Annotated in this window: 14 protein-coding genes; 8 read left to right on the plus strand and 6 right to left on the minus strand. The window is 66.7% G+C overall.

Going from position 1 to position 17,455, the window contains the following annotated elements:
* Complete coding sequence (locus AB4061_RS32180; RefSeq protein ID WP_441640261.1) at positions 1-501, plus strand: GDYXXLXY domain-containing protein; 501 nt, start codon at positions 1-3, stop codon at positions 499-501.
* Between the two features lie 548 nt (positions 502-1,049).
* Complete coding sequence (locus tag AB4061_RS32185; RefSeq protein ID WP_441640262.1) at positions 1,050-2,153, plus strand: porin; 1,104 nt, start codon at positions 1,050-1,052, stop codon at positions 2,151-2,153.
* 102 nt (positions 2,154-2,255) lie between these two features.
* Here the strand turns inward: AB4061_RS32185 and ychF are convergent, their stop codons facing one another.
* A complete protein-coding gene (gene ychF / locus AB4061_RS32190) occupies positions 2,256-3,347 on the minus strand; it encodes a redox-regulated ATPase YchF (RefSeq protein WP_441640263.1) in 1,092 nt (363 codons plus the stop codon).
* 333 nt (positions 3,348-3,680) lie between these two features.
* Between ychF and AB4061_RS32195 the strand changes: the two genes are divergently transcribed.
* The 5 genes from AB4061_RS32195 (at position 3,681) to AB4061_RS32215 (ending at position 11,253) form a co-directional block, all read left to right on the plus strand.
* Positions 3,681-4,979: a UbiH/UbiF family hydroxylase gene (locus tag AB4061_RS32195; RefSeq protein WP_441640264.1), complete on the plus strand. Its 1,299-nt coding sequence runs from the start codon at positions 3,681-3,683 to the stop codon at positions 4,977-4,979.
* A 71-nt stretch (positions 4,980-5,050) separates the two neighbouring features.
* The gene (locus AB4061_RS32200; protein WP_183034139.1) at positions 5,051-5,800 is read left to right on the plus strand and encodes a DsbC family protein; all 750 of its coding nucleotides are present in this window, start codon (positions 5,051-5,053) and stop codon (positions 5,798-5,800) included.
* 89 nt (positions 5,801-5,889) lie between these two features.
* Entirely contained in the window at positions 5,890-6,879 is a 990-nt protein-coding gene (gene acuI / locus AB4061_RS32205) for an acrylyl-CoA reductase (NADPH) (RefSeq protein WP_441640265.1), read from the plus strand.
* A 44-nt stretch (positions 6,880-6,923) separates the two neighbouring features.
* A complete protein-coding gene (locus tag AB4061_RS32210; protein ID WP_441640266.1) occupies positions 6,924-8,729 on the plus strand; it encodes a M61 family metallopeptidase in 1,806 nt (601 codons plus the stop codon).
* Positions 8,730-8,763: 34 nt separating this feature from the next.
* Positions 8,764-11,253: an FUSC family protein gene (locus AB4061_RS32215; protein WP_441640267.1), complete on the plus strand. Its 2,490-nt coding sequence runs from the start codon at positions 8,764-8,766 to the stop codon at positions 11,251-11,253.
* Between the two features lie 35 nt (positions 11,254-11,288).
* Here AB4061_RS32215 and AB4061_RS32220 read toward each other — a convergent pair whose 3' ends face one another.
* Together AB4061_RS32220 and AB4061_RS32225 are read right to left on the minus strand one after the other, a co-directional pair.
* Positions 11,289-12,635, minus strand: coding sequence for an ABC transporter ATP-binding protein (locus AB4061_RS32220; protein WP_441640268.1), 1,347 nt, complete (start codon positions 12,633-12,635; stop codon positions 11,289-11,291).
* A gap of 72 nt (positions 12,636-12,707) precedes the next feature.
* Positions 12,708-14,462, minus strand: a complete 1,755-nt coding sequence (locus AB4061_RS32225; RefSeq protein ID WP_441640269.1) for an ABC transporter permease — start codon at positions 14,460-14,462, stop codon at positions 12,708-12,710.
* Positions 14,463-14,784: 322 nt separating this feature from the next.
* Here AB4061_RS32225 and AB4061_RS32230 point away from each other — a divergent pair, with 322 nt between their 5' ends.
* Positions 14,785-15,057, plus strand: coding sequence for an acylphosphatase (locus tag AB4061_RS32230; protein ID WP_174428369.1), 273 nt, complete (start codon positions 14,785-14,787; stop codon positions 15,055-15,057).
* Positions 15,058-15,095: 38 nt separating this feature from the next.
* Here the strand turns inward: AB4061_RS32230 and AB4061_RS32235 are convergent, their stop codons facing one another.
* The 3 genes from AB4061_RS32235 to trpC are packed head-to-tail and all read right to left on the minus strand — an operon-like array spanning position 15,096 to position 17,424.
* On the minus strand, positions 15,096-15,899 hold the full coding sequence (locus tag AB4061_RS32235) for a uracil-DNA glycosylase (protein ID WP_441640270.1): 804 nt from the start codon (positions 15,897-15,899) through the stop codon (positions 15,096-15,098).
* Between the two features lie 58 nt (positions 15,900-15,957).
* A complete protein-coding gene (locus AB4061_RS32240; RefSeq protein WP_441640271.1) occupies positions 15,958-16,602 on the minus strand; it encodes a CYTH domain-containing protein in 645 nt (214 codons plus the stop codon).
* Between the two features lie 18 nt (positions 16,603-16,620).
* Positions 16,621-17,424, minus strand: a complete 804-nt coding sequence (trpC, locus tag AB4061_RS32245) for an indole-3-glycerol phosphate synthase TrpC (RefSeq protein WP_441640272.1) — start codon at positions 17,422-17,424, stop codon at positions 16,621-16,623.
* Positions 17,425-17,455 lie beyond the last annotated feature (31 nt).

Genomic DNA, 17,455 nt, shown 5'->3' on the forward strand with positions numbered 1-17,455 from the left:
ATGAAACGCTGGATACTGTTGGCATGGGTGCTCACGCTCGGGCTGGCTGCCTTCGCCATCACCGGCAAGGAACGGCTGCTGGCGCATGGCGACACCATCTACCTGCGCCTGGCGCCAGTCGATCCGCGCTCGCTCATGCAAGGCGATTACATGGCGCTGAACTTCGCCATCGCCGAGTCCATCCGCCAGGCAGGCAAGCTGCAAGGCATCGAGCCCGCCCGCGAGCAAGTTGCCGTGATCCGCCGCGACGCACGCGGCGAAGCCGCCTTCGTGCGCCTGTACACGGGCGAGGCACTGGCCGGCGGCGAGCAACTGCTGCGCTTCCAGAACGTGCCGGCCCGCTGGGGCGGCGTGCAGGCGCAGGTGTCCACCGATGCGTACTTCTTCCAGGAAGGGCAGGGGGCGCGGTTCGAGAAGGCGCGCTATGGCGAGTTCCGCGTCGGGCCGGATGGGCAGGCGCTGCTGGTGGGGCTGCGGGGGGAGGATTTGGGGGCGTTGTGAGTGGGGGCGGTTGCCGTCGGCATGCCGCTGTGCGCCAACCATGATTGGATTGGCTGGAACATCAGAGCCGATTCACATTGCTGTGTTGTGTGACGGCCTGCTTGATGGCGCTCGCAGATGCCGGAGGCCCGACGCAATGCGCGCGCTGGTTGCAAGCCCGCGCCCTTTTGTATCTTCCTCGTTCAACACAGGTAGAGTGGCGTATCTGGCGCTTCGCATCGCCTGGCCCTAGCCTGTGATCTGTCCATCTCCGATGGACCCCAAAATCCCGCGAGTGCCTAACCCGTTCTATGAATTGGAGGCCGCGGGCGAGGGCCACCCAAAAATCCCAGTGCTCGTTACTCCAAGCGGAGCGATCTTGATTGCTCTGCGTTCGCTCGTTGTTGCCGCATCACAACAAGGCGCTTTCGATGGTTCGCTAGCCCACTGTTCGTGAGTATCGTTAACCGACAGCTGGTACATAGTACAAGATCGACATGGACGGGTCGCGTCGGCAAGCCATCGGGATAGTCCAGCGTTTCCAATCATCAGCTAACAGGGAGAGTGTTATGAAGATGAAATGGATTGCTGCCGTCGCTGCATTGGCCGCTGGCGGCGCGTACGCGCAGTCGAGCGTGACGCTGTACGGGCTCCTCGACGCTGGCATCGAGTATCAAAATAACCAGCCCGGGGGCGGCCACAGCGTGACCCGCCTGACCTCGGGCAACCTGTCCGGCAGCCGTTGGGGCCTGCGTGGCGCGGAAGATCTGGGCGGGGGGCTGAAGGGCGTCTTCGTGCTGGAAAGCGGTTTCAACCTTGACACGGGCACCTCGGCCCAAGGTGGCCGTCTGTTCGGTCGGAACGCTTACGTCGGCCTGCAAAGCCAGTGGGGCAACATGACCCTGGGCCGTCAACAGACCCCGCTCTATGATTTCGGTCTGCAGTTCGACCCAATGGCAATTGCCACGAACTACTCGATCATCGGCCAGGATGCGGGGTTTACCAGCCGTGCCGACAACTCGGTCAAGTACGCCGGCACCTTTGGCGGCCTGACTGCCAGGGCCCTGTATAGCTTCGGCGCAAACACCGGTGGGGGCTCTTTTGGTGAAGTCCCGGGTAGCCCCAAGATTGGCCAGGAGTTCAGCGCTGGCCTGACCTATGCCGTCGGTCCGTTTGCCGCCGGGGCTGTATACGACGAAACCAACCTTGGCCTGGCCTCGACCGGTGCCCTGACTGGCGCCAAGATCCGTCGCGCCACCGTGGCTGGCTCCTACGTCTTCGGCCCGGCCAAGATGTACGCTGGATATCGCTGGGCCATGGCGCTCGACGGCGCCACGCTGCCGGGCAACCTCGGGGCTAACAATGCCTCCAACCTGTACTGGCTGGGCATTGCCTATCAGGTGATACCTGCGCTGTCGCTGACCGGCTCTGCCTACTATCAAGATTTTCGCGGTACCAAGGCTGATCCGTGGAGTTTCGTGGCATCGGTTGACTACACGCTATCCAAGCGTACCGATGCCTACGTGAACCTTGGTTACACCAAGAACAAGGATGGTTCGAACCTGGGCCTGACCTCAGGCGGTACCGGCGCGATCCAAAGCACCGGCTTTGGCACGGTAAATGGGTCGGACAATCAGTTTGGCGCGGTCGTCGGTATCCGTCATAAATTCTGAAGGAAATCCTGCTGACGCCTCAAGAAACAAAAAAGCCCGCTGGGAAGCGGGCTGCAGGGCAATCGTGAAGTCGGCTGGGGCTCGTGAACCCCTGCTTACGGCTTAGACGTTAAACAAGAAATTCATCACGTCGCCATCCTTCACCACATACTCTTTCCCTTCCGCGCGCATCTTGCCGGCTTCCTTCGCGCCTTGCTCACCCTTGAAGGTAATGAAGTCCTCATAGGCGATGGTCTGGGCGCGGATGAAGCCGCGTTCGAAGTCGGTGTGGATCACGCCGGCCGCCTGCGGGGCGGTGTCGCCCACGTGGATGGTCCAGGCGCGGACTTCCTTCACGCCGGCGGTGAAGTAGGTCTGCAGGCCGAGCAGGGTGAAGCCGGCGCGGATCACGCGGTCCAGGCCGGGTTCTTCCATGCCGAGGTCGGCCAGGAACACGGCCTTGTCTTCGTCGTCGAGGTCGGCGATTTCGGCTTCGATGGCGGCGCAGACGGCCACGACCGGCGACTTGGTCTTGGCGGCGTGGGCGCGCACGGCGTCCAGGTGGGGGTTGTTCTCGAAGCCGTCTTCACGCACGTTGGCTACGTACATGGTGGGCTTGGCGGTGATCAGGCACAGCGGCTTGATGGCGGCCCATTCTTCATCGGACAGGTCGAGCGTGCGCACGGCCTTGGCTTCGTTGAGCACGGCCTGGGCTTTTTCCAGCACGGCCACCAGGCGCAGCGCTTCCTTGTCGCCGGCGCGGGCGGGCTTGATGTACCGGGCGTGGGCTTTTTCGACGGTGGAGAGGTCGGCCAGCGCCAGTTCGGTGTTGATCACCTCGATGTCGGACAGCGGGTCGACCCGGCCGGCGACGTGGATCACGTTCTCGTCTTCGAAGCAGCGCACCACGTGGGTGATGGCGTCGGTTTCGCGGATGTTGGCCAGGAACTGGTTGCCCAGGCCTTCACCCTTGGACGCGCCCGCTACCAGGCCGGCGATGTCGACGAATTCGACCACGGCCGGCAGGATGCGCTCGGGCTTGACGATCTCGGCCAGCTTGGCGAGCCTCGTATCCGGCACTTCCACCACGCCCACATTGGGCTCGATGGTGCAGAACGGATAGTTCTCGGCGGCGATGCCGGCCTTGGTCAGGGCGTTGAACAGCGTGGACTTGCCGACGTTGGGCAGGCCGACGATGCCGCATTTGAGGCTCATGGTAAACCTTTAAAAATCAATGGGTTGCGGTTCACCCTGGGTGCGTCCGGCGCACTGGAATGGCGCAGCGATGGGGACGCAGAGGGGAGGGTTCAGCACGAGACAACACAGCCAAAGCGGGGCGTTGCTCACCGGTTTTGTGCTGGGGTGCCATCAGAAAGATGGCTATTGTAACCTCGCCGGACGTTGCGCTGAACCGGCTGGCCGCGCCTGCCGCCTGCTCAATTTGTGCGCATCGAGGGCGTGCGCCCCTTTGCCGCAGGCGCCTGGGCGCCGCTTCATGCGCGCGACGGCGCACCAAAGCCATCGTGCCGGGGTGGCTATAATCCACGCATGACTCGTCCATCTCCCTCCCGTTTCCAGGTTGCCGTGGTTGGCGGCGGCATCGTCGGCAAGGCTTGTGCGTTGCTGCTGGCCCAGCAGGGCATGCAGGTGGCGCTGGTTGCGCCGCGCTCTGCCGCTTCTGCCGCTTCTGCCGCTTCTGCCGCTTCTGCCGCTTCTGCCGCTACGGCGGATCCTGGCCAGTGGGACAGCCGCATCTACGCCTTCTCGGCGAGCTCGCAAGCCTTGCTGGAGCAGTTGCGCGTGTGGGAGGCGCTGGACCCGGCGCGGATGCAGCCGGTGTGCGACATGCGCGTGTTCGGCGATGCGAGTGCGGCGCAGGCCAATGCCTCGGCTGCCGGCGATCTCCATTTCTCGGCCTACGCGGCCACCGTTGCGCAACTGGCGTGGATCATCGAATCCGGCCATGTGGAGCGCGTGCTCGATACCGCGCTGCGCTTCCAGCACCAGGTGCACTGGCTCGACGATACCGCTGCGGCGTTCGCGCGCGACCATGATGGCGTGACGCTGACCCTGGCCGGCGGCGACAAGGTGCGCGCGGCTTGCGTGGTGGGCGCCGACGGCGCGCGCTCGTGGGTGCGCGAGCAATGCCACATTCCGGTCACCAAGCGGCACTATCGCCAGCTTGGCGTCGTGGCGAATTTTGAATGCGAGCTGCCGCACCAGGACACGGCCTGGCAGTGGTTCCTGGGCACGCCGCCCAAGCTGATGGCGGACGAGGAGCCGGTCAACGGCGAGATCCTGGCGTTGCTGCCGTTGCCGGGCCGGCGTGTGTCGATGGTGTGGTCGGCCGACGATGCCCATGCGAGCGAACTGCTGGCGCTGTCGCCCGAGGCGCTGGCCGATACCGTGATGCAGGCCGCCAGCGGCGCCGTGGGGCGCCAGTTTGGCGCGCTGCGTTGCGTGACGCCGGCGCAGGGCTTCCCCTTGGTGCTGCAGCGCGCCGATCAGTTTGTGCAGCCGCATGTGGCGCTGGTGGGCGACGCCGCCCACGTGGTGCACCCATTGGCGGGGCAGGGCATGAACCTGGGTTTGCGCGATGTGGCGGAACTTGGCCGCGTGATGGCCGCCAAAGAGTCTTTCCGCGCAGAAGGTGACTTGCGCTTGCTGCGCCGCTACGAGCGCGCGCGCGCCACCGATTTGTTGTCGCTGACCGCGGCTACCGATGGCCTGCATCGGCTGTTTTCCCTGCCTGGCGGCGTGGCGCGCACGGTGCGCAATGCCGGCATGCGGGTCGTGGGCGGCCAGTCGCTGCTCAAGCGTTTTCTTATCGGCCGCGCGCTTGGCTGAGCGCTCAACCCTTGAACCTTGAATCCCGAGCTCGCTCGCGCGAACCGAATCATCGAATTACTGGAGTCATCATGTTGCATTTCCTGCGCCGCCGTCCCGCCCTGTCCGCCACCATCGTTGGCGGCATTGCGGCTGCCGGCTTCGCGCTGCACGCCATGGCGGCGGGCGAGCCCGGCACCGACCGCATCAAGGAATCGGTGCAAAAGATGCTGGGCGGGCGCGCTGAAGTGAAGAGCGTGGCCAAGACTCCCGTGCCCGGCCTGTTCGAGGTCAACATCGGTGGCCAGGTGGTCTACACCGATGCCACCGGCCGCTACATCATCAACGGCGAGATGGTGGACTCCAAGACCGGCACCAACCTGACCGAGGAGCGGCTGGCCGACATCAACCGCATCAAGTGGTCGGACCTGCCGCTGGCGCGCGCGATCAAGTGGAGCAAGGGCGATGGCAGCCGCCAGGTGGCGGTGTTCTCCGACCCCAACTGCGGTTACTGCAAGCGCATCGAGCAGACGTTCCAGCAGATGGACAACATCACCGTCTACACCTTCCTGTACCCGGTGCTGTCGCCGGATTCGTCAGTAAAAGCCAAGCAGGTCTGGTGCGCGGCCGACCGCACCAAGGCCTGGCGCGACTGGATGATCAGCCACGTGGCGCTGACCGGCAACGGCAGCTGCAAGACGCCGGTGGATGACAACCTGGCGCTCGGCCAGAGCCTGAACATCACCGGCACCCCGGCCGTGTTCTTCATGGACGGCACCCGCATTCCCGGCGCCGCCGATGCCGCCACGCTCGAGCGCAAGCTCGCCAGCCTCAAGAAGTAAGCACGTCGCGCCGGCGGCCTTCCCGGCGCTGCCGTGCCGGAGCCGGCCGGTCGTCTTTGGTTAACAATCAAAAACCGGATGGAGACTCCATGACGTTCCAGGCATTGCTGCTGATCCAGGCCGACGGCGCGACCCAGGCCGCCGTTACCGCGCTCGACGAATCCAGCCTGCCCGCCGAGGGCGACGTGCTGGTGGCCATCGACTACTCCACCATCAATTTCAAGGACGGGCTGGCCATTACCGGCCGCTCGCCGGTGGTGCGCAAGTGGCCGATGGTGGCGGGCATCGACGGTGCCGGCACGGTGCTGGAATCCACCCATGCGCGCTGGAAGGCCGGCGACAAGGTCGTGCTCAATGGCTATGGCGTGGGCGAGACGCATTGGGGCTGCCTGGCGCAGCGCGCCCGCCTCAAGGGCGATTGGCTGGTGGCGCTGCCGCCTGCCTTCACCACGCAGCAGGCCATGGCCATCGGCACTGCCGGTTATACCGCCATGCTGTCAGTGCTGGCGCTGGAGCGCGCTGGCATCAAGCCGGGCGATGGCGAGGTGCTGGTGACCGGCGCCTCTGGCGGCGTGGGCTCGGTGGCCATCGCCATCCTGTCGAAGCTGGGCTATCGCGTGGTGGCCTCCACCGGCAAGACGGCCGAGGCGGATTTCCTCAAGGCGCTGGGCGCGGCCGAGGTGATTGACCGAACGGAACTGGGCAAGCCCAATAAGCCGATGCAGAAGGAGCGCTGGGCCGCGGTGGTGGACTCGGTTGGCTCGCACACACTGGTCAATGCCTGCGCGCAGGTGCGCTACGGCGGCGCGGTCACCGCGTGCGGGCTGGCGCAAGGGCTGGACTTCCCGGCTTCGGTGGCGCCCTTCATCTTGCGTGGCATCACGCTCTACGGCATCGATAGCGTGATGGCCCCGATGGCCTTGCGCGAGCAGGCCTGGCAGCGGCTGTCGCAGGACCTGGAGCCGGATCGCCTGCGCGCGATCACCCGCGAGATCGGCTTGTCGGAGGCGATCGAGGCTGGGCGCAAGATCGTCGACGGTGGCATGCGCGGCCGCGTGGTGGTGAACGTCAACGCCTGAGCCGGCGCGTAGTCCGGAGCGGGCATGGCGCTACAATCACGCTCATGAAGCCGATCCATTACGCCATTGCCCCGCTTCAACCGGAAGCGCACCTGTTCGCCGTCACCGTCACGGTAGACGCCCCCCATCCCGCCGGCCAGCAGTTCTACCTGCCGGCGTGGATTCCCGGCAGCTACATGATCCGTGACTTCGCGCGCAATATCGTGCGCATCCGCGCGCAGGCCGGCGGCAAGCCGGTGGCGCTGACCAAGCTGGACAAGCAGAGCTGGCAGGCGGCCCCGGTGGGCGGGCCGCTTGCGCTCAGCTATGAGGTCTACGCCTGGGACTTGTCGGTGCGCGCCGCGCACCTGGACGCCACGCACGGCTTCTTCAACGGCAGCTCAGTCTTCCTCTGCGCCGAAGGGCAGGAAGACCAGCCCTGCACAGTTGATATCCATGCACCCGCCGGCGAGGCTTATGCCGGGTGGCGGGTCGCCACGGCCATGCGCGAGGCGCCCGGGCGCGGTGGCGCCAAGCGCTACGGCTTCGGCCGGTACCAGGTGGCCGACTATGACGAACTGGTCGATCACCCGGTCGAGATGGGCAACTTCACCATGGGCAGCTTCCGCGCCTGCGGCGCCCAGCACGACGTGGTGTTCACGGGCCGCGTGCCGCAGCTCGACCTGGAGCGCGTCTGCCGCGACCTGAAGCAGATCTGCGAAGCGCAGATCCGGCTGTTCGAGCCCGAGACCGAGGCCGCGCCGTTCCTCGACAGCAACCGCCGCTACGTGTTCATGACCATGGTCACGACGGATGGCTACGGCGGCCTGGAGCATCGCGCCAGCACCGCGCTGATGTGCGCGCGCGCTGACCTGCCGGCGCGCGGCAAGCCAGAAGCCACCGAAGGCTACCGCACCTTCCTCGGCTTGTGCAGCCACGAGTATTTCCATACCTGGAACGTCAAGCGCATCAAGCCCGCGGCGTTCGTGCCCTACCGGCTGCGCGAGGAAACCTACACGCCCCTGCTGTGGCTGTTCGAGGGTTTCACCAGCTATTACGATGACCTGATGCTGGTGCGCAGCGGCCGCATCACCGAGAAGCAGTATGTGGAGCTGCTGGCCAAGACCTGGAACGGCGTGCTGCGCGGCAACGGCCGCACCAAGCAGAGCGTGGCCGATAGCTCGTTCGATGCCTGGACCAAGTACTACCGCCAGGACGAAAACGCGCCCAACGCCATCGTCAGCTACTACACCAAGGGCTCGCTCGTTGCCCTGGCGCTGGATCTCACCATCCGCACCAAGACCCGCAACCGCCGCTCGCTCGACGACATCATGCGCGCGCTGTGGCAGCGCTACGGCAGCGGCTTCTACGCGCCAGGCGCGCAGCAGCGCGGCGTGACCGAGGCCGAGGTGCACGCCTTGTTCGATGAGGTCAGCGGCTTGCGCCTGGGTGCGCTGCTGCGCTCGCTCACCGAAGGCACCGGCGAGCTGCAACTCGCCGCGCTCCTCAAGCCCTTCGGCATCAAGGCGGTGCCGACCAAGCCAGAGCGCAACGCCGCGCTTGGCATCAAGACCAAGACCGAGGATGGCTGGGTGCGCGTGACCCAGGTGCTTGACGGCGGCGCGGCCCAGGCGGCCGGGATCTCGGCGGGCGACCTGCTGGCCGCGGTGGACGGCCTGCGTGTAGCCCCTGGCCAGCTCGACAAGCTGCTGGCGCGCTACCGCGACGGCGATAGCGCCGAGTGCCATGTGTTCCGCCGCGATGAGCTGCATGTCCTGCCGCTGACCTTCGCGCGCGAGCCGGCGGCGCAGTACACCGTGACGGCCGAAGGCGGCCGCCAGGCCATGCGTGCGCGCTGGCTGGGCCTGTAGGCCGATTAGCCCCAACGCCGCCGATCGCCACCACATGCAATACGCGCACGACGCCCGCACCTTCGTTTATTCGCATTACGTGTATCGCGGGCTGCGCTCCGCGACCGGGGTGATCGGCGCCACGCTGATCGCCTTGCAGTTCGCGGACCTGCCCACCGCCATGGTGGTGTCGATGGGCGCGCTGTGCACCAGCCTGATGGATCTGCCCAGCCCGTTCAACCACAAGTTCAACGAGATGCTGGCCAGCGTGCTGCTGTGCACGGCGGTGACCTTGCTGGTGGCCATGGCCACGCCGTTCCCGCGCGTGATGCCGCTGGTGCTGGTGCTGGTGACCTTCATGGCTGGCATGATGACGGTGTATGGCAACAAGACCTTGCCATTGCAGTTCTCGGCCTTGTTCGTCATGACGCTCACCATCAACGAGGACTTCGTGGTGCGGCGCGCGCTCGAGCATTCCTTGCTGTTCGGCATCGGCGCGGTGGCCTATATGGCGTACGCGATGGCGGTGAGCTGGGCCACGCAGCGGCGTACCAAGCAGCAGGTGCTGGCCGAGTCGCTGTACGAGATGGCCGGGTACCTCGAGATCAAGGCAGGCTTCTACGATGCCGGCAACGACTACGAGGCGCTGTTCAACCAGCTGGTGCGCCAGCAGATCGTGGTGGCGGAGCGCCAGCAGGCCGCGCGCGACCTGGTGCTGCGCGGCAACCGCACTACGCATGACGGGCTGCTGGTGCAGGTCCACATGCGCATGCTGGACCTGTACGAGTACATTCTCTCCACCAATACCGATTACCCGCTGCTGCGCCAGACCTTTGGCAGCACGCCGGTACTCGATCACTTGCGCCGCCTGGTGCAGTTGATGTGCAAGGACGTGGAGGGGATCGCCTACGACATCACCCGCGGCCGGCCTTCCTACGCTTCCGTGGATTACCGGGACGAGCTGCGCGCCGTCGCGCACGAGATCGCGCAATTGCGGTACCACCACATCAACCCGGCGGCGATGACGGCGGCGGTGGAAACGCTCGACATGATCAAGGGCGCCATCGTGCTGGTGGAGCAGCTGCACGAAGCATCGCGCACGCCGGTGGAGCCCAGCAAGGTGCTGCCCGGGCCGGACATGACGCCGTTCCTGACGCGCCAGCGCTACGAGCTCAAGGTGCTGCGCGACAACCTGAACTGGAAATCGCCGGCGTTCCGCTTCGCGCTGCGCATCACCATGGCGGTGGGCGCGGGGCTGTGGATTGCCGAGCACCTGCCGTATGTGTCGCACAGCTACTGGATCCTGCTGACCATCATCGTCATCCTGAAGCCCAATTTCAGCATGACCAAGCAGCGCTACAACGACCGCCTGATCGGCACGCTGATCGGCTGCGTGATCGCGGTGGGCGTGCTCAAGGTCGTGCACCAGCCGCTGATCCTGCTGGGCGTGCTGTTCCTGGCGCTGGTGGCCAGCACGGCGTTCTCCACGATCAAGTACCGCTACACGGCTGTTGCCGCCTGCGTGCAGGTGCTGATCCAGATCAACCTGCTGGTGCCGGGCAGTTCCACGGTAGCGGGCGAGCGGCTGATCGATACCGTGATCGGCGGCGTGATCGCCACGGTGTTCAGCTTTGTGCTGCCCAGCTGGGAATACCGCGCGCTGCCCGCGCTGGTGGAAAACGTGCTGCAGGCCAACCGCCGCTACATTGCCGCCACGCGCGACCTGCTGCTGCGCGTGGCCAAGGACGATTTTGCCTACCGGGTGCAGCGCAAGCAGTTCATGGACAGCCTGTCCGCGCTGATCGGGTCGTTCCAGCGCATGYTCGACGAGCCTAAGAGCCGGCATCGCGCGGTGGACAACCTGAACCGCTTCATCGTGCAGAACTACCTGGTGGCGGCGCACGTGGCCGCGGCGCGCATCCAGGTGCGCGAGCACTACGGCGAGCTGGACTTGCCGGCCGCCGAAGCCGCCATCCGCCAGGCCACCGATGCCGCAGCCAACAGCCTGCAGCTGGCCAGCGAACGGCTGGCCGAGGACGATCGTGCCGGTGGGCGGGGCGCGGGTTTCATCCGCGCGGTGAAGGACCCGGCGAAGGCGAAGGCGCCGGTGAAAGCCACGGAGACAGCAGGGCTGGTGCACGCTAGCGTTGGTGCCAACGTGGCGGCCGCGGTTGGTGTTGCCGATGACGGTGCCGATGGTGCCGATGTTGTGGCGGTGTCCGATACCCAGGCCGTGCGCGCCGCCGATGCTGCCATCGGCACGGAAGCGCTCGCCGCGCCTCCCGCGGCCGAAGACGCCAGCGAGCGTCGCGCCCGCCTGGCCGATTCCGCCGACCGCCGCCGCGCCGATGTGCTGGTACAGGCCGCGGCCTCGGGCGAGCTGACCCGGGCTGCCGGCGAGGCCGGCGGCACCGCCAGCACGGCGAGCTCCACCGGGCGCACCGCCAATGCCATCCTGGAGCGCCGCCTGCGCGCGCTGCGCGAGGACACCGCCAAGATCGCCCTGCGTACCGGCGCGATCGGCCGGGCCATGCGCGAGCGCTAGGAACCTGAAGAACCAGAATCCCAGGCTGCGCCCAGTCAGGCCTGCGTGCCCGCGCCCGGCGCCGGCTGCTCCTCGCGGGGCAGCGTCAGCATGCCGCTGTTGTAGCTGTATTCGTACACCTCGCCATAGCGGCCCCATTCGATTGCCAGGGTCAGCACGCGCTCGGCTTCGTCTGGCTTGAGGAAGGCTTCGAGCTCGCGCAGCACGTGTTCCTCGCGGATCTCGCCGTCCTCGGACTGCTCCAGCTCGCGGCGGATTTGCGCGGCCAGTGCCACGTGTTGCAGCAATTGCTTGCCGAACAGCACCTTGCGCTCGGGTGGCTCCGTCTCGTAGTACGCGCGGCCCAGGCCGGTGGCGCTGATGTCGCCGCGCTCGATGGTGGCCAGTTGCAGCAGGTGCAGCGCTTCGCAGGCCGGGAGCAGGTCATCGTCGGTGAGCCCGGCTTCCTCGGCCAGGTGCGGCAGGTCGGCCCTGCCGAAAAAGGGTGCTTCGCACAGCAGGTCGAGAATAGCCTCCATCTGGCTGATGTCGGCATCCGGCAGGCGGTAGCCGATATCGCGCGCGGCCGCCAGCGCGGTGACGCGCGGGCCCATCGCGGCGGGCGACGTCATCAGTGTGTAGACCTCGTCGATCAGCCCGCGTACCTGGGCAGAGTCGCGGTTGCGCGGGCGCGGGAACGGGATCTTCACCTCGGCGCGGATACGGCCCGGATCGCTCGACAGGATCACGATGCGGTCGGCCATCATCACCGCCTCTTCGATATTGTGCGAGACGATCAGGATGCACTTGATGTTGGTGCGGCCGTCTTCCCACAGGTCGAGCATTTCGTCGCGCAGGGTCTCGCCGGTCAGCACGTCGAGCGCGGAGAAGGCCTCGTCCATCAGCAGCAGGTCGGGCTCGGTCACCAGCGCACGGGCAATGCCCACGCGCTGGCGCATGCCGCCGGAGAGCTCGCGCGGCAGCGCGCTGTTGAAGCCCGACAGCCCGATCATGTCGATCGCCGCCTCGGCCCGGCGCGCGCGCTCTTCCTTGTGCACGCCCTGGGCTTCCAGCCCCAGCTCCACGTTTTGCTGCACGGTGAGCCAGGGAAACAGCGCGAACGACTGGAACACCATGGCGATGCCTTCGGCGGTGCCGCGCAGCGGCTCGCCGCGAAAGCACACCTCGCCGCGATCGGCGCCGACCAGACCGGCCATGATGCGCAGCAGGGTGGACTTGCCAGAGCCGGACTTGCCCAGCATGGCGACGATCTCGCCGCGCTTGAGGGTCAGGTCCACGCCTTCGAGCACGGCACGGTCGGAGCGGTCCGCGGTGCGGAAGATTTTTGAGACGCCGCGCAGTTCGACTACGGATTCGGCTGCGTCTGCGGTGGGGCTTGCCATGATGGAATTCCGTTCAGATTCAGGGCTTCAAATGGGCGGCGTATTGGCAGTGTATTGGCTGCGTATGGCGGTTCAAAGGCGCGTGCGTTCCTGCGCCAGCAGGTAGAGGCGGTTCCACAGCAAGCGGTTGAAGCCCACCACAAACACCGCCATCACGCCGATGCCTAGCGCGATGCGGGGGAAGTCGCCCTTGGAGGTCATCTCCGCGATATAGCTGCCAAGACCCGTGGCGACCAGCGTGCGGTCGCCCCAGGTGACGTACTCGGACACGATACTCGCATTCCAAGAGCCGCCGGCCGCGGTCACCAGGCCGGTCAGCAGGCTGGGAAACACGGCGGGGATCAGGAAGCGTTTCCACAACAGCCAGCCGCGCAGGCCAAAGTTGCGCGCGGCCAGCTTGAGTTCGGTGGGGATGCCGGAAGCACCGGCGATCACGTTGAACAGGATGTACCACTGCGTGCCGAAAATCATCAGCGGGCTGAGCCAGACCTCCGGGTTCAGCCCGAAGCGCACGATCAGCATCACCACCAGCGGGAACATCAGGTTGGCCGGGAAGGCGGCCAGGAACTGCGCCACCGGCTGGGCGACGCGCGCTACCTTGGGGTTCAGGCCGATGCGGATGCCAATCGGTACCCAGATCACCGCGGCTAGCGCGATCAGCACGATCACCCGCACCATGGTCAGCGTACCCAGCCACAGCACATGGCCCACTTCAGCCCAGCCCACCTCGGTGCGCACGAAGTGCATCACGCGATACAGCGCCATCACGGCAATCAGGATGATGATGACGTTGCTGGCGCGCTCGATCCATATTGTGCGCCGGCCATCGTTGGCCTTCGGCGCCACCGCCTTGCGCCCGGATCCCCAGGCCAGCGTGCGCTCGGCCAGCGCCGCCGTGCGGCCCAGCAGCACGCGTACCCATTCCGAGCGGCGCAGCAGGTTGAGCAGCCACGATTGCGGCTCGGTCTCCTGCGCCATGATCTCGAAGCGGAAGCGGTCGGCCCAGGCAATCAACGGCCGGAACAGGAACTGGTCATAGAGGATGATGCCGATCAGCATGGCCAGGATGGCCCAGCCGATCGCCGCCAGGTTCTGCTGCTGGATCGCCAGCGAGATGTAGGAGCCGATACCCGGCAGCCGGATGTCGTTGCCCGATACCGAGATGGCTTCCGACGCCACCACGAAGAACCAGCCGCCGGACATCGACATCATCATGTTCCACAGCAGGCCCGGCATGGCGAAAGGTACTTCGAGGCGCCAGAACTTCTGCCACGGCGAGAGCCGGAACATGGCTGCCGCTTCCACCAGGTCGGTCGGGATGGTGCGGATCGACTGGTACAGGCTGAACGCCATGTTCCAGGCTTGCGAGGTGAAGATGGCGAAGATGGCGGCGCATTCCACCCCGACCAGGCTCCCGGGGAACAGCGCGATAAAGCCGGTCACGGTGATCGACAAGAAGCCCAGCACCGGGATCGACTGCAGGATGTCCAGCGCCGGTACCATCACTTTCTCGGCGGTGCGGTTCTTGGAGGCGAGCGCCGCGAAGGCGAAGGAGAACAGCAGCGAGGCGCCCAGCGCAATCATCATGCGGATGCTGGTGCGCATGAGGTAGTAGGGCAGGTAGGCGATGTCCAGGTGCACGTCCAGCGGTTCGCCGGGCTGGTAGGGCACATTCATCTGGCGGGCGGCAAAGGCCACCAGCACGATCACCGCCAGGATGATGGGCAGCAGCGCCAGGTCGAAGCGGTTCGGCGGCGCGGTCAGCAACTGGCTGGCGTAGCCACGGGAAGTGACCGAGCTGGCCTGGTCGTGTTCGGCTTGCTGCATTATCTTGGCAGTGGAAACGTTGGCTGCGGTTGCCGTATGGGCCGGGTGGGGCCGGGCGGTCCGGGGGCCGGGATGGATCGGATCGGTGGTGCCAGCCAGGGCGTGGGCGCCTTGCGCTGCGCTGGCTCAGGTTAGGAACAGGGCTTTCGGGTTGTCGGGTTGTCGACAGGGCGCACCTTGCGCGTCGTTGTGCCGCGGACGTTACCAGTATTGGCCTGCCCTTACTGGTAACGCTTTGCATGGCGGTCTAGTTTACCTGTTATGCGTGTCGTAACCGTTTCAACGGATGTTTCAGCGCTCGCGCGCGGCAAGGGGAAGCCAGATGGAAACATGGCACATCGTGGTCAAGGGGAGGGTGCAGGGCGTGGGCTACCGCGTGGCCTGCGCGGGGCAGGCCGGGGCGCTCGGCATCAACGGCTGGGTGCGCAACCGGCACGACGGCTCGGTCGAGGTCATGGCCTATGGGCCGCCGGATCGGCTGGAGGCCCTTTGCAACTGGATGCGGCGTGGGCCGCCGGACGCGCAGGTCAACGCGCTAGTGGCGTTGCCCGGCGCGGGTGAGTTCGAGGATTTCGACTGCCTGCCGACCGCTTGAGGCGTGCCCGGCAAGGGGGCGGCTGGCTGCGCGGCGGCTCAGGTGGCGCGCCAGTCCACCGGCGCGGCGCCGTGCTGTTGCAGCCAATCGTTGGCCAGCCGGAAGTGTCCGCAGCCCAGGAAACCCCGGTGTGCCGACAGCGGTGACGGATGCGGCGCTTCCAGCACGCAGTGCGTGCCGGCCAGCAAGGGCTTCTTGGCCTGTGCATGGCTGCCCCACAGCAGGAAGACCAGGTGCGGGCGCGCGGCCGACAAGGCCTGGATCAGGCAATCGGTCACGGCTTCCCAGCCGCGCTTGGCGTGGCTGGCGGCCTGGCCTTGCTCCACCGTCAGCACGGTGTTGAGCAGCAGCACGCCCTGGCGCGCCCAGCCTTCGAGATTGCCGGAGGCCGGTGCAGCGCCGCCTTCATACTCCGCGGCGATTTCCTTGAAGATGTTGCGCAGGCTGGGCGGCACGCGCACGCCGTCCGGCACCGAGAAGGCCAGGCCATGCGCCTGCGGAACCTCGCTGCCGTTGACCACGCCGGTGCCGTGATACGGGTCCTGGCCAAGGATGACCACCTTGACGGTCTCGGGCGGCGTCAGGTGCAAGGCGTGGAACACGTCATGCGGAAAGACCGGCTTGCCGCTCGCGCRCTCGCCGTCGACGAAGGCGGCCAGTTCCTGCCAGCCGGCGGTGTTCATGCAGGGGGCCAGCAACGCGCGCCAGGCCGCAGGTAGCGCGGCGGCTTGCTCCGACAGGCTGGCGGCGGCCGGGGCAGGCACGGCGGCGTTCTCGGTTTCGGCCGCGGCAACGGCCGGGGCTGCGAACAGGTCGGCCTGTGCGCTGTTGTGCTTGGTCATGCTGGAGGAGTACCTGTTTTTTTTGGGGGGAGGGGCGAGAGGGCGCGGGCGCGCCAGCTCAGGCGTGGCCGGCACCGGCGGCGAGCCGATAGCCGCGCGCGGCCTTGCTCTGGTCGGACGGCTTGAGGGGCGCAACGTGCTGCAGGCGCAGTGCCAGCGCGCGCAGCGCGGCTTCGGCCTGTGCTTGGGTGGGCGCCGCCTGTCTGGTGTCGCCGGGCAGCCACTCAAGCTCCAGTTCCTGGATCGTCTCTTGCGCGGCGCTGGCGGGCGCTGAAATGGTGCCGACGTCGAGCGCGGCCTCGATGCTTACGCCATCCTGCTCGATCAGCCAGGTGCGCCGCGCGAAATCGGTGCGGAATACCGGTGCCAGGGTGGCGGCCAGTGGCGCCAGCAGGGCGCGCGCCTCGGGCGGGAAGGCGTCCAGCTCGATGGCTTCGGCCGCCACCCTGGTTTCCCACTCGTGGCGGGCGGCCAGCCCGGCTTCGCTCTTGCCCGCGGTCTTCAGCGTCTGCAGCCATTGCTCGCCGCGGCGGCGCAGCCGCAGGGCGGCGCGTGCGCTGGCGAGGTCGCGCGCGGGCGTGTCAAGGTAGACGTTGAGCAGCGTGTGCTCGCCGCGCGCCTGTCCTTGTCCATCCAGCCAGGCCGCCAGCGCCGGCATGGCACCGTCCGGCACCGCCAGCTTGAGTTCGATTTCCTGGGCCATTGTGTTTTATGTTTCCGTTCAGGCGAACAAGCGGGCCAGCTCGACACCCGGGTCGGGCGCGCGCATGAAGGCCTCGCCCACCAGGAAGGCGTGCACGTTGGCGTCACGCATGCGGTGCACGTCGTCCGGGCCGATGATGCCGGATTCGGTCACCACCAGGCGGTCGTCGGGGATGCGCGCAAGCAGGTCCAGCGTGTTATCGAGCGATACCTCGAAGGTCCGCAGGTTGCGGTTGTTCACGCCCAGCAGCGGCGTCTTCAGGCGCAGCGCGGCGTCGAGCTCTTCGCCGCCGTGCACTTCCACGAGCACGTCCATGCTGAGCTCATGCGCGCAGGCTTCCAGTTCGGCCATCAGGCCCGGGTCCAGCGCGGACACGATCAGAAGGATGGCGTCGGCGCCCCAGCAGCGCGCTTCATAGACCTGGTACAGGTCGATCATGAAGTCCTTGCGCAAGGCCGGCAACGGGCAGGCGCCGCGGGCGCGTTTGAGGAAGTCGGCGTGGCCCTGGAAGAAGTTCACGTCCGTCAGGACGGAAAGGCAGGCCGCGCCATGCGTGGCGTAGCTCTCGGCGATGGCCTCCGGCACGAAGTTCGCGCGCAGCACACCCTTGGAGGGCGAGGCCTTCTTCACCTCGGCGATCACCCCGGCGTTGCCGGCGGCGATTTTCTCGCGCAACGCGCGTTCGAAGCCGCGCGGCGCCAGGCCCGGCTCGGCGCGCAGGCTCTCGGCCTCGGCGCGCAGGCTGGGCAGGCCGCGCTTCTTGCGCGCCGCGTTCACTTCGTCGGCCTTCACGGCCAGGATTTTCTGCAGGATATCGGACATGCGGTAATTCTCTCGCGGGGCTGGATGGCTC

The organism is Cupriavidus sp. YAF13 (assembly GCF_052113425.1).
Classification (GTDB): domain Bacteria; phylum Pseudomonadota; class Gammaproteobacteria; order Burkholderiales; family Burkholderiaceae; genus Cupriavidus.

What these genes read in the sequence shown, in the direction of transcription:
- ychF (WP_441640263.1), bottom strand. Translation starts at nt 3,347, where the DNA reads ATGAGCCTCAAATGCGGCATCGTCGGCCTGCCCAACGTCGGCAAGTCC.
- AB4061_RS32180 (WP_441640261.1), top strand. Translation starts at nt 1, where the DNA reads ATGAAACGCTGGATACTGTTGGCATGGGTGCTCACGCTCGGGCTGGCT.
- AB4061_RS32240 (WP_441640271.1), bottom strand. Translation starts at nt 16,602, where the DNA reads ATGGCCCAGGAAATCGAACTCAAGCTGGCGGTGCCGGACGGTGCCATG.
- AB4061_RS32210 (WP_441640266.1), top strand. Translation starts at nt 6,924, where the DNA reads ATGAAGCCGATCCATTACGCCATTGCCCCGCTTCAACCGGAAGCGCAC.
- AB4061_RS32200 (WP_183034139.1), top strand. Translation starts at nt 5,051, where the DNA reads ATGTTGCATTTCCTGCGCCGCCGTCCCGCCCTGTCCGCCACCATCGTT.
- AB4061_RS32185 (WP_441640262.1), top strand. Translation starts at nt 1,050, where the DNA reads ATGAAGATGAAATGGATTGCTGCCGTCGCTGCATTGGCCGCTGGCGGC.
- trpC (WP_441640272.1), bottom strand. Translation starts at nt 17,424, where the DNA reads ATGTCCGATATCCTGCAGAAAATCCTGGCCGTGAAGGCCGACGAAGTG.
- AB4061_RS32230 (WP_174428369.1), top strand. Translation starts at nt 14,785, where the DNA reads ATGGAAACATGGCACATCGTGGTCAAGGGGAGGGTGCAGGGCGTGGGC.
- AB4061_RS32220 (WP_441640268.1), bottom strand. Translation starts at nt 12,635, where the DNA reads ATGGCAAGCCCCACCGCAGACGCAGCCGAATCCGTAGTCGAACTGCGC.
- AB4061_RS32195 (WP_441640264.1), top strand. Translation starts at nt 3,681, where the DNA reads ATGACTCGTCCATCTCCCTCCCGTTTCCAGGTTGCCGTGGTTGGCGGC.
- AB4061_RS32225 (WP_441640269.1), bottom strand. Translation starts at nt 14,462, where the DNA reads ATGCAGCAAGCCGAACACGACCAGGCCAGCTCGGTCACTTCCCGTGGC.
- acuI (WP_441640265.1), top strand. Translation starts at nt 5,890, where the DNA reads ATGACGTTCCAGGCATTGCTGCTGATCCAGGCCGACGGCGCGACCCAG.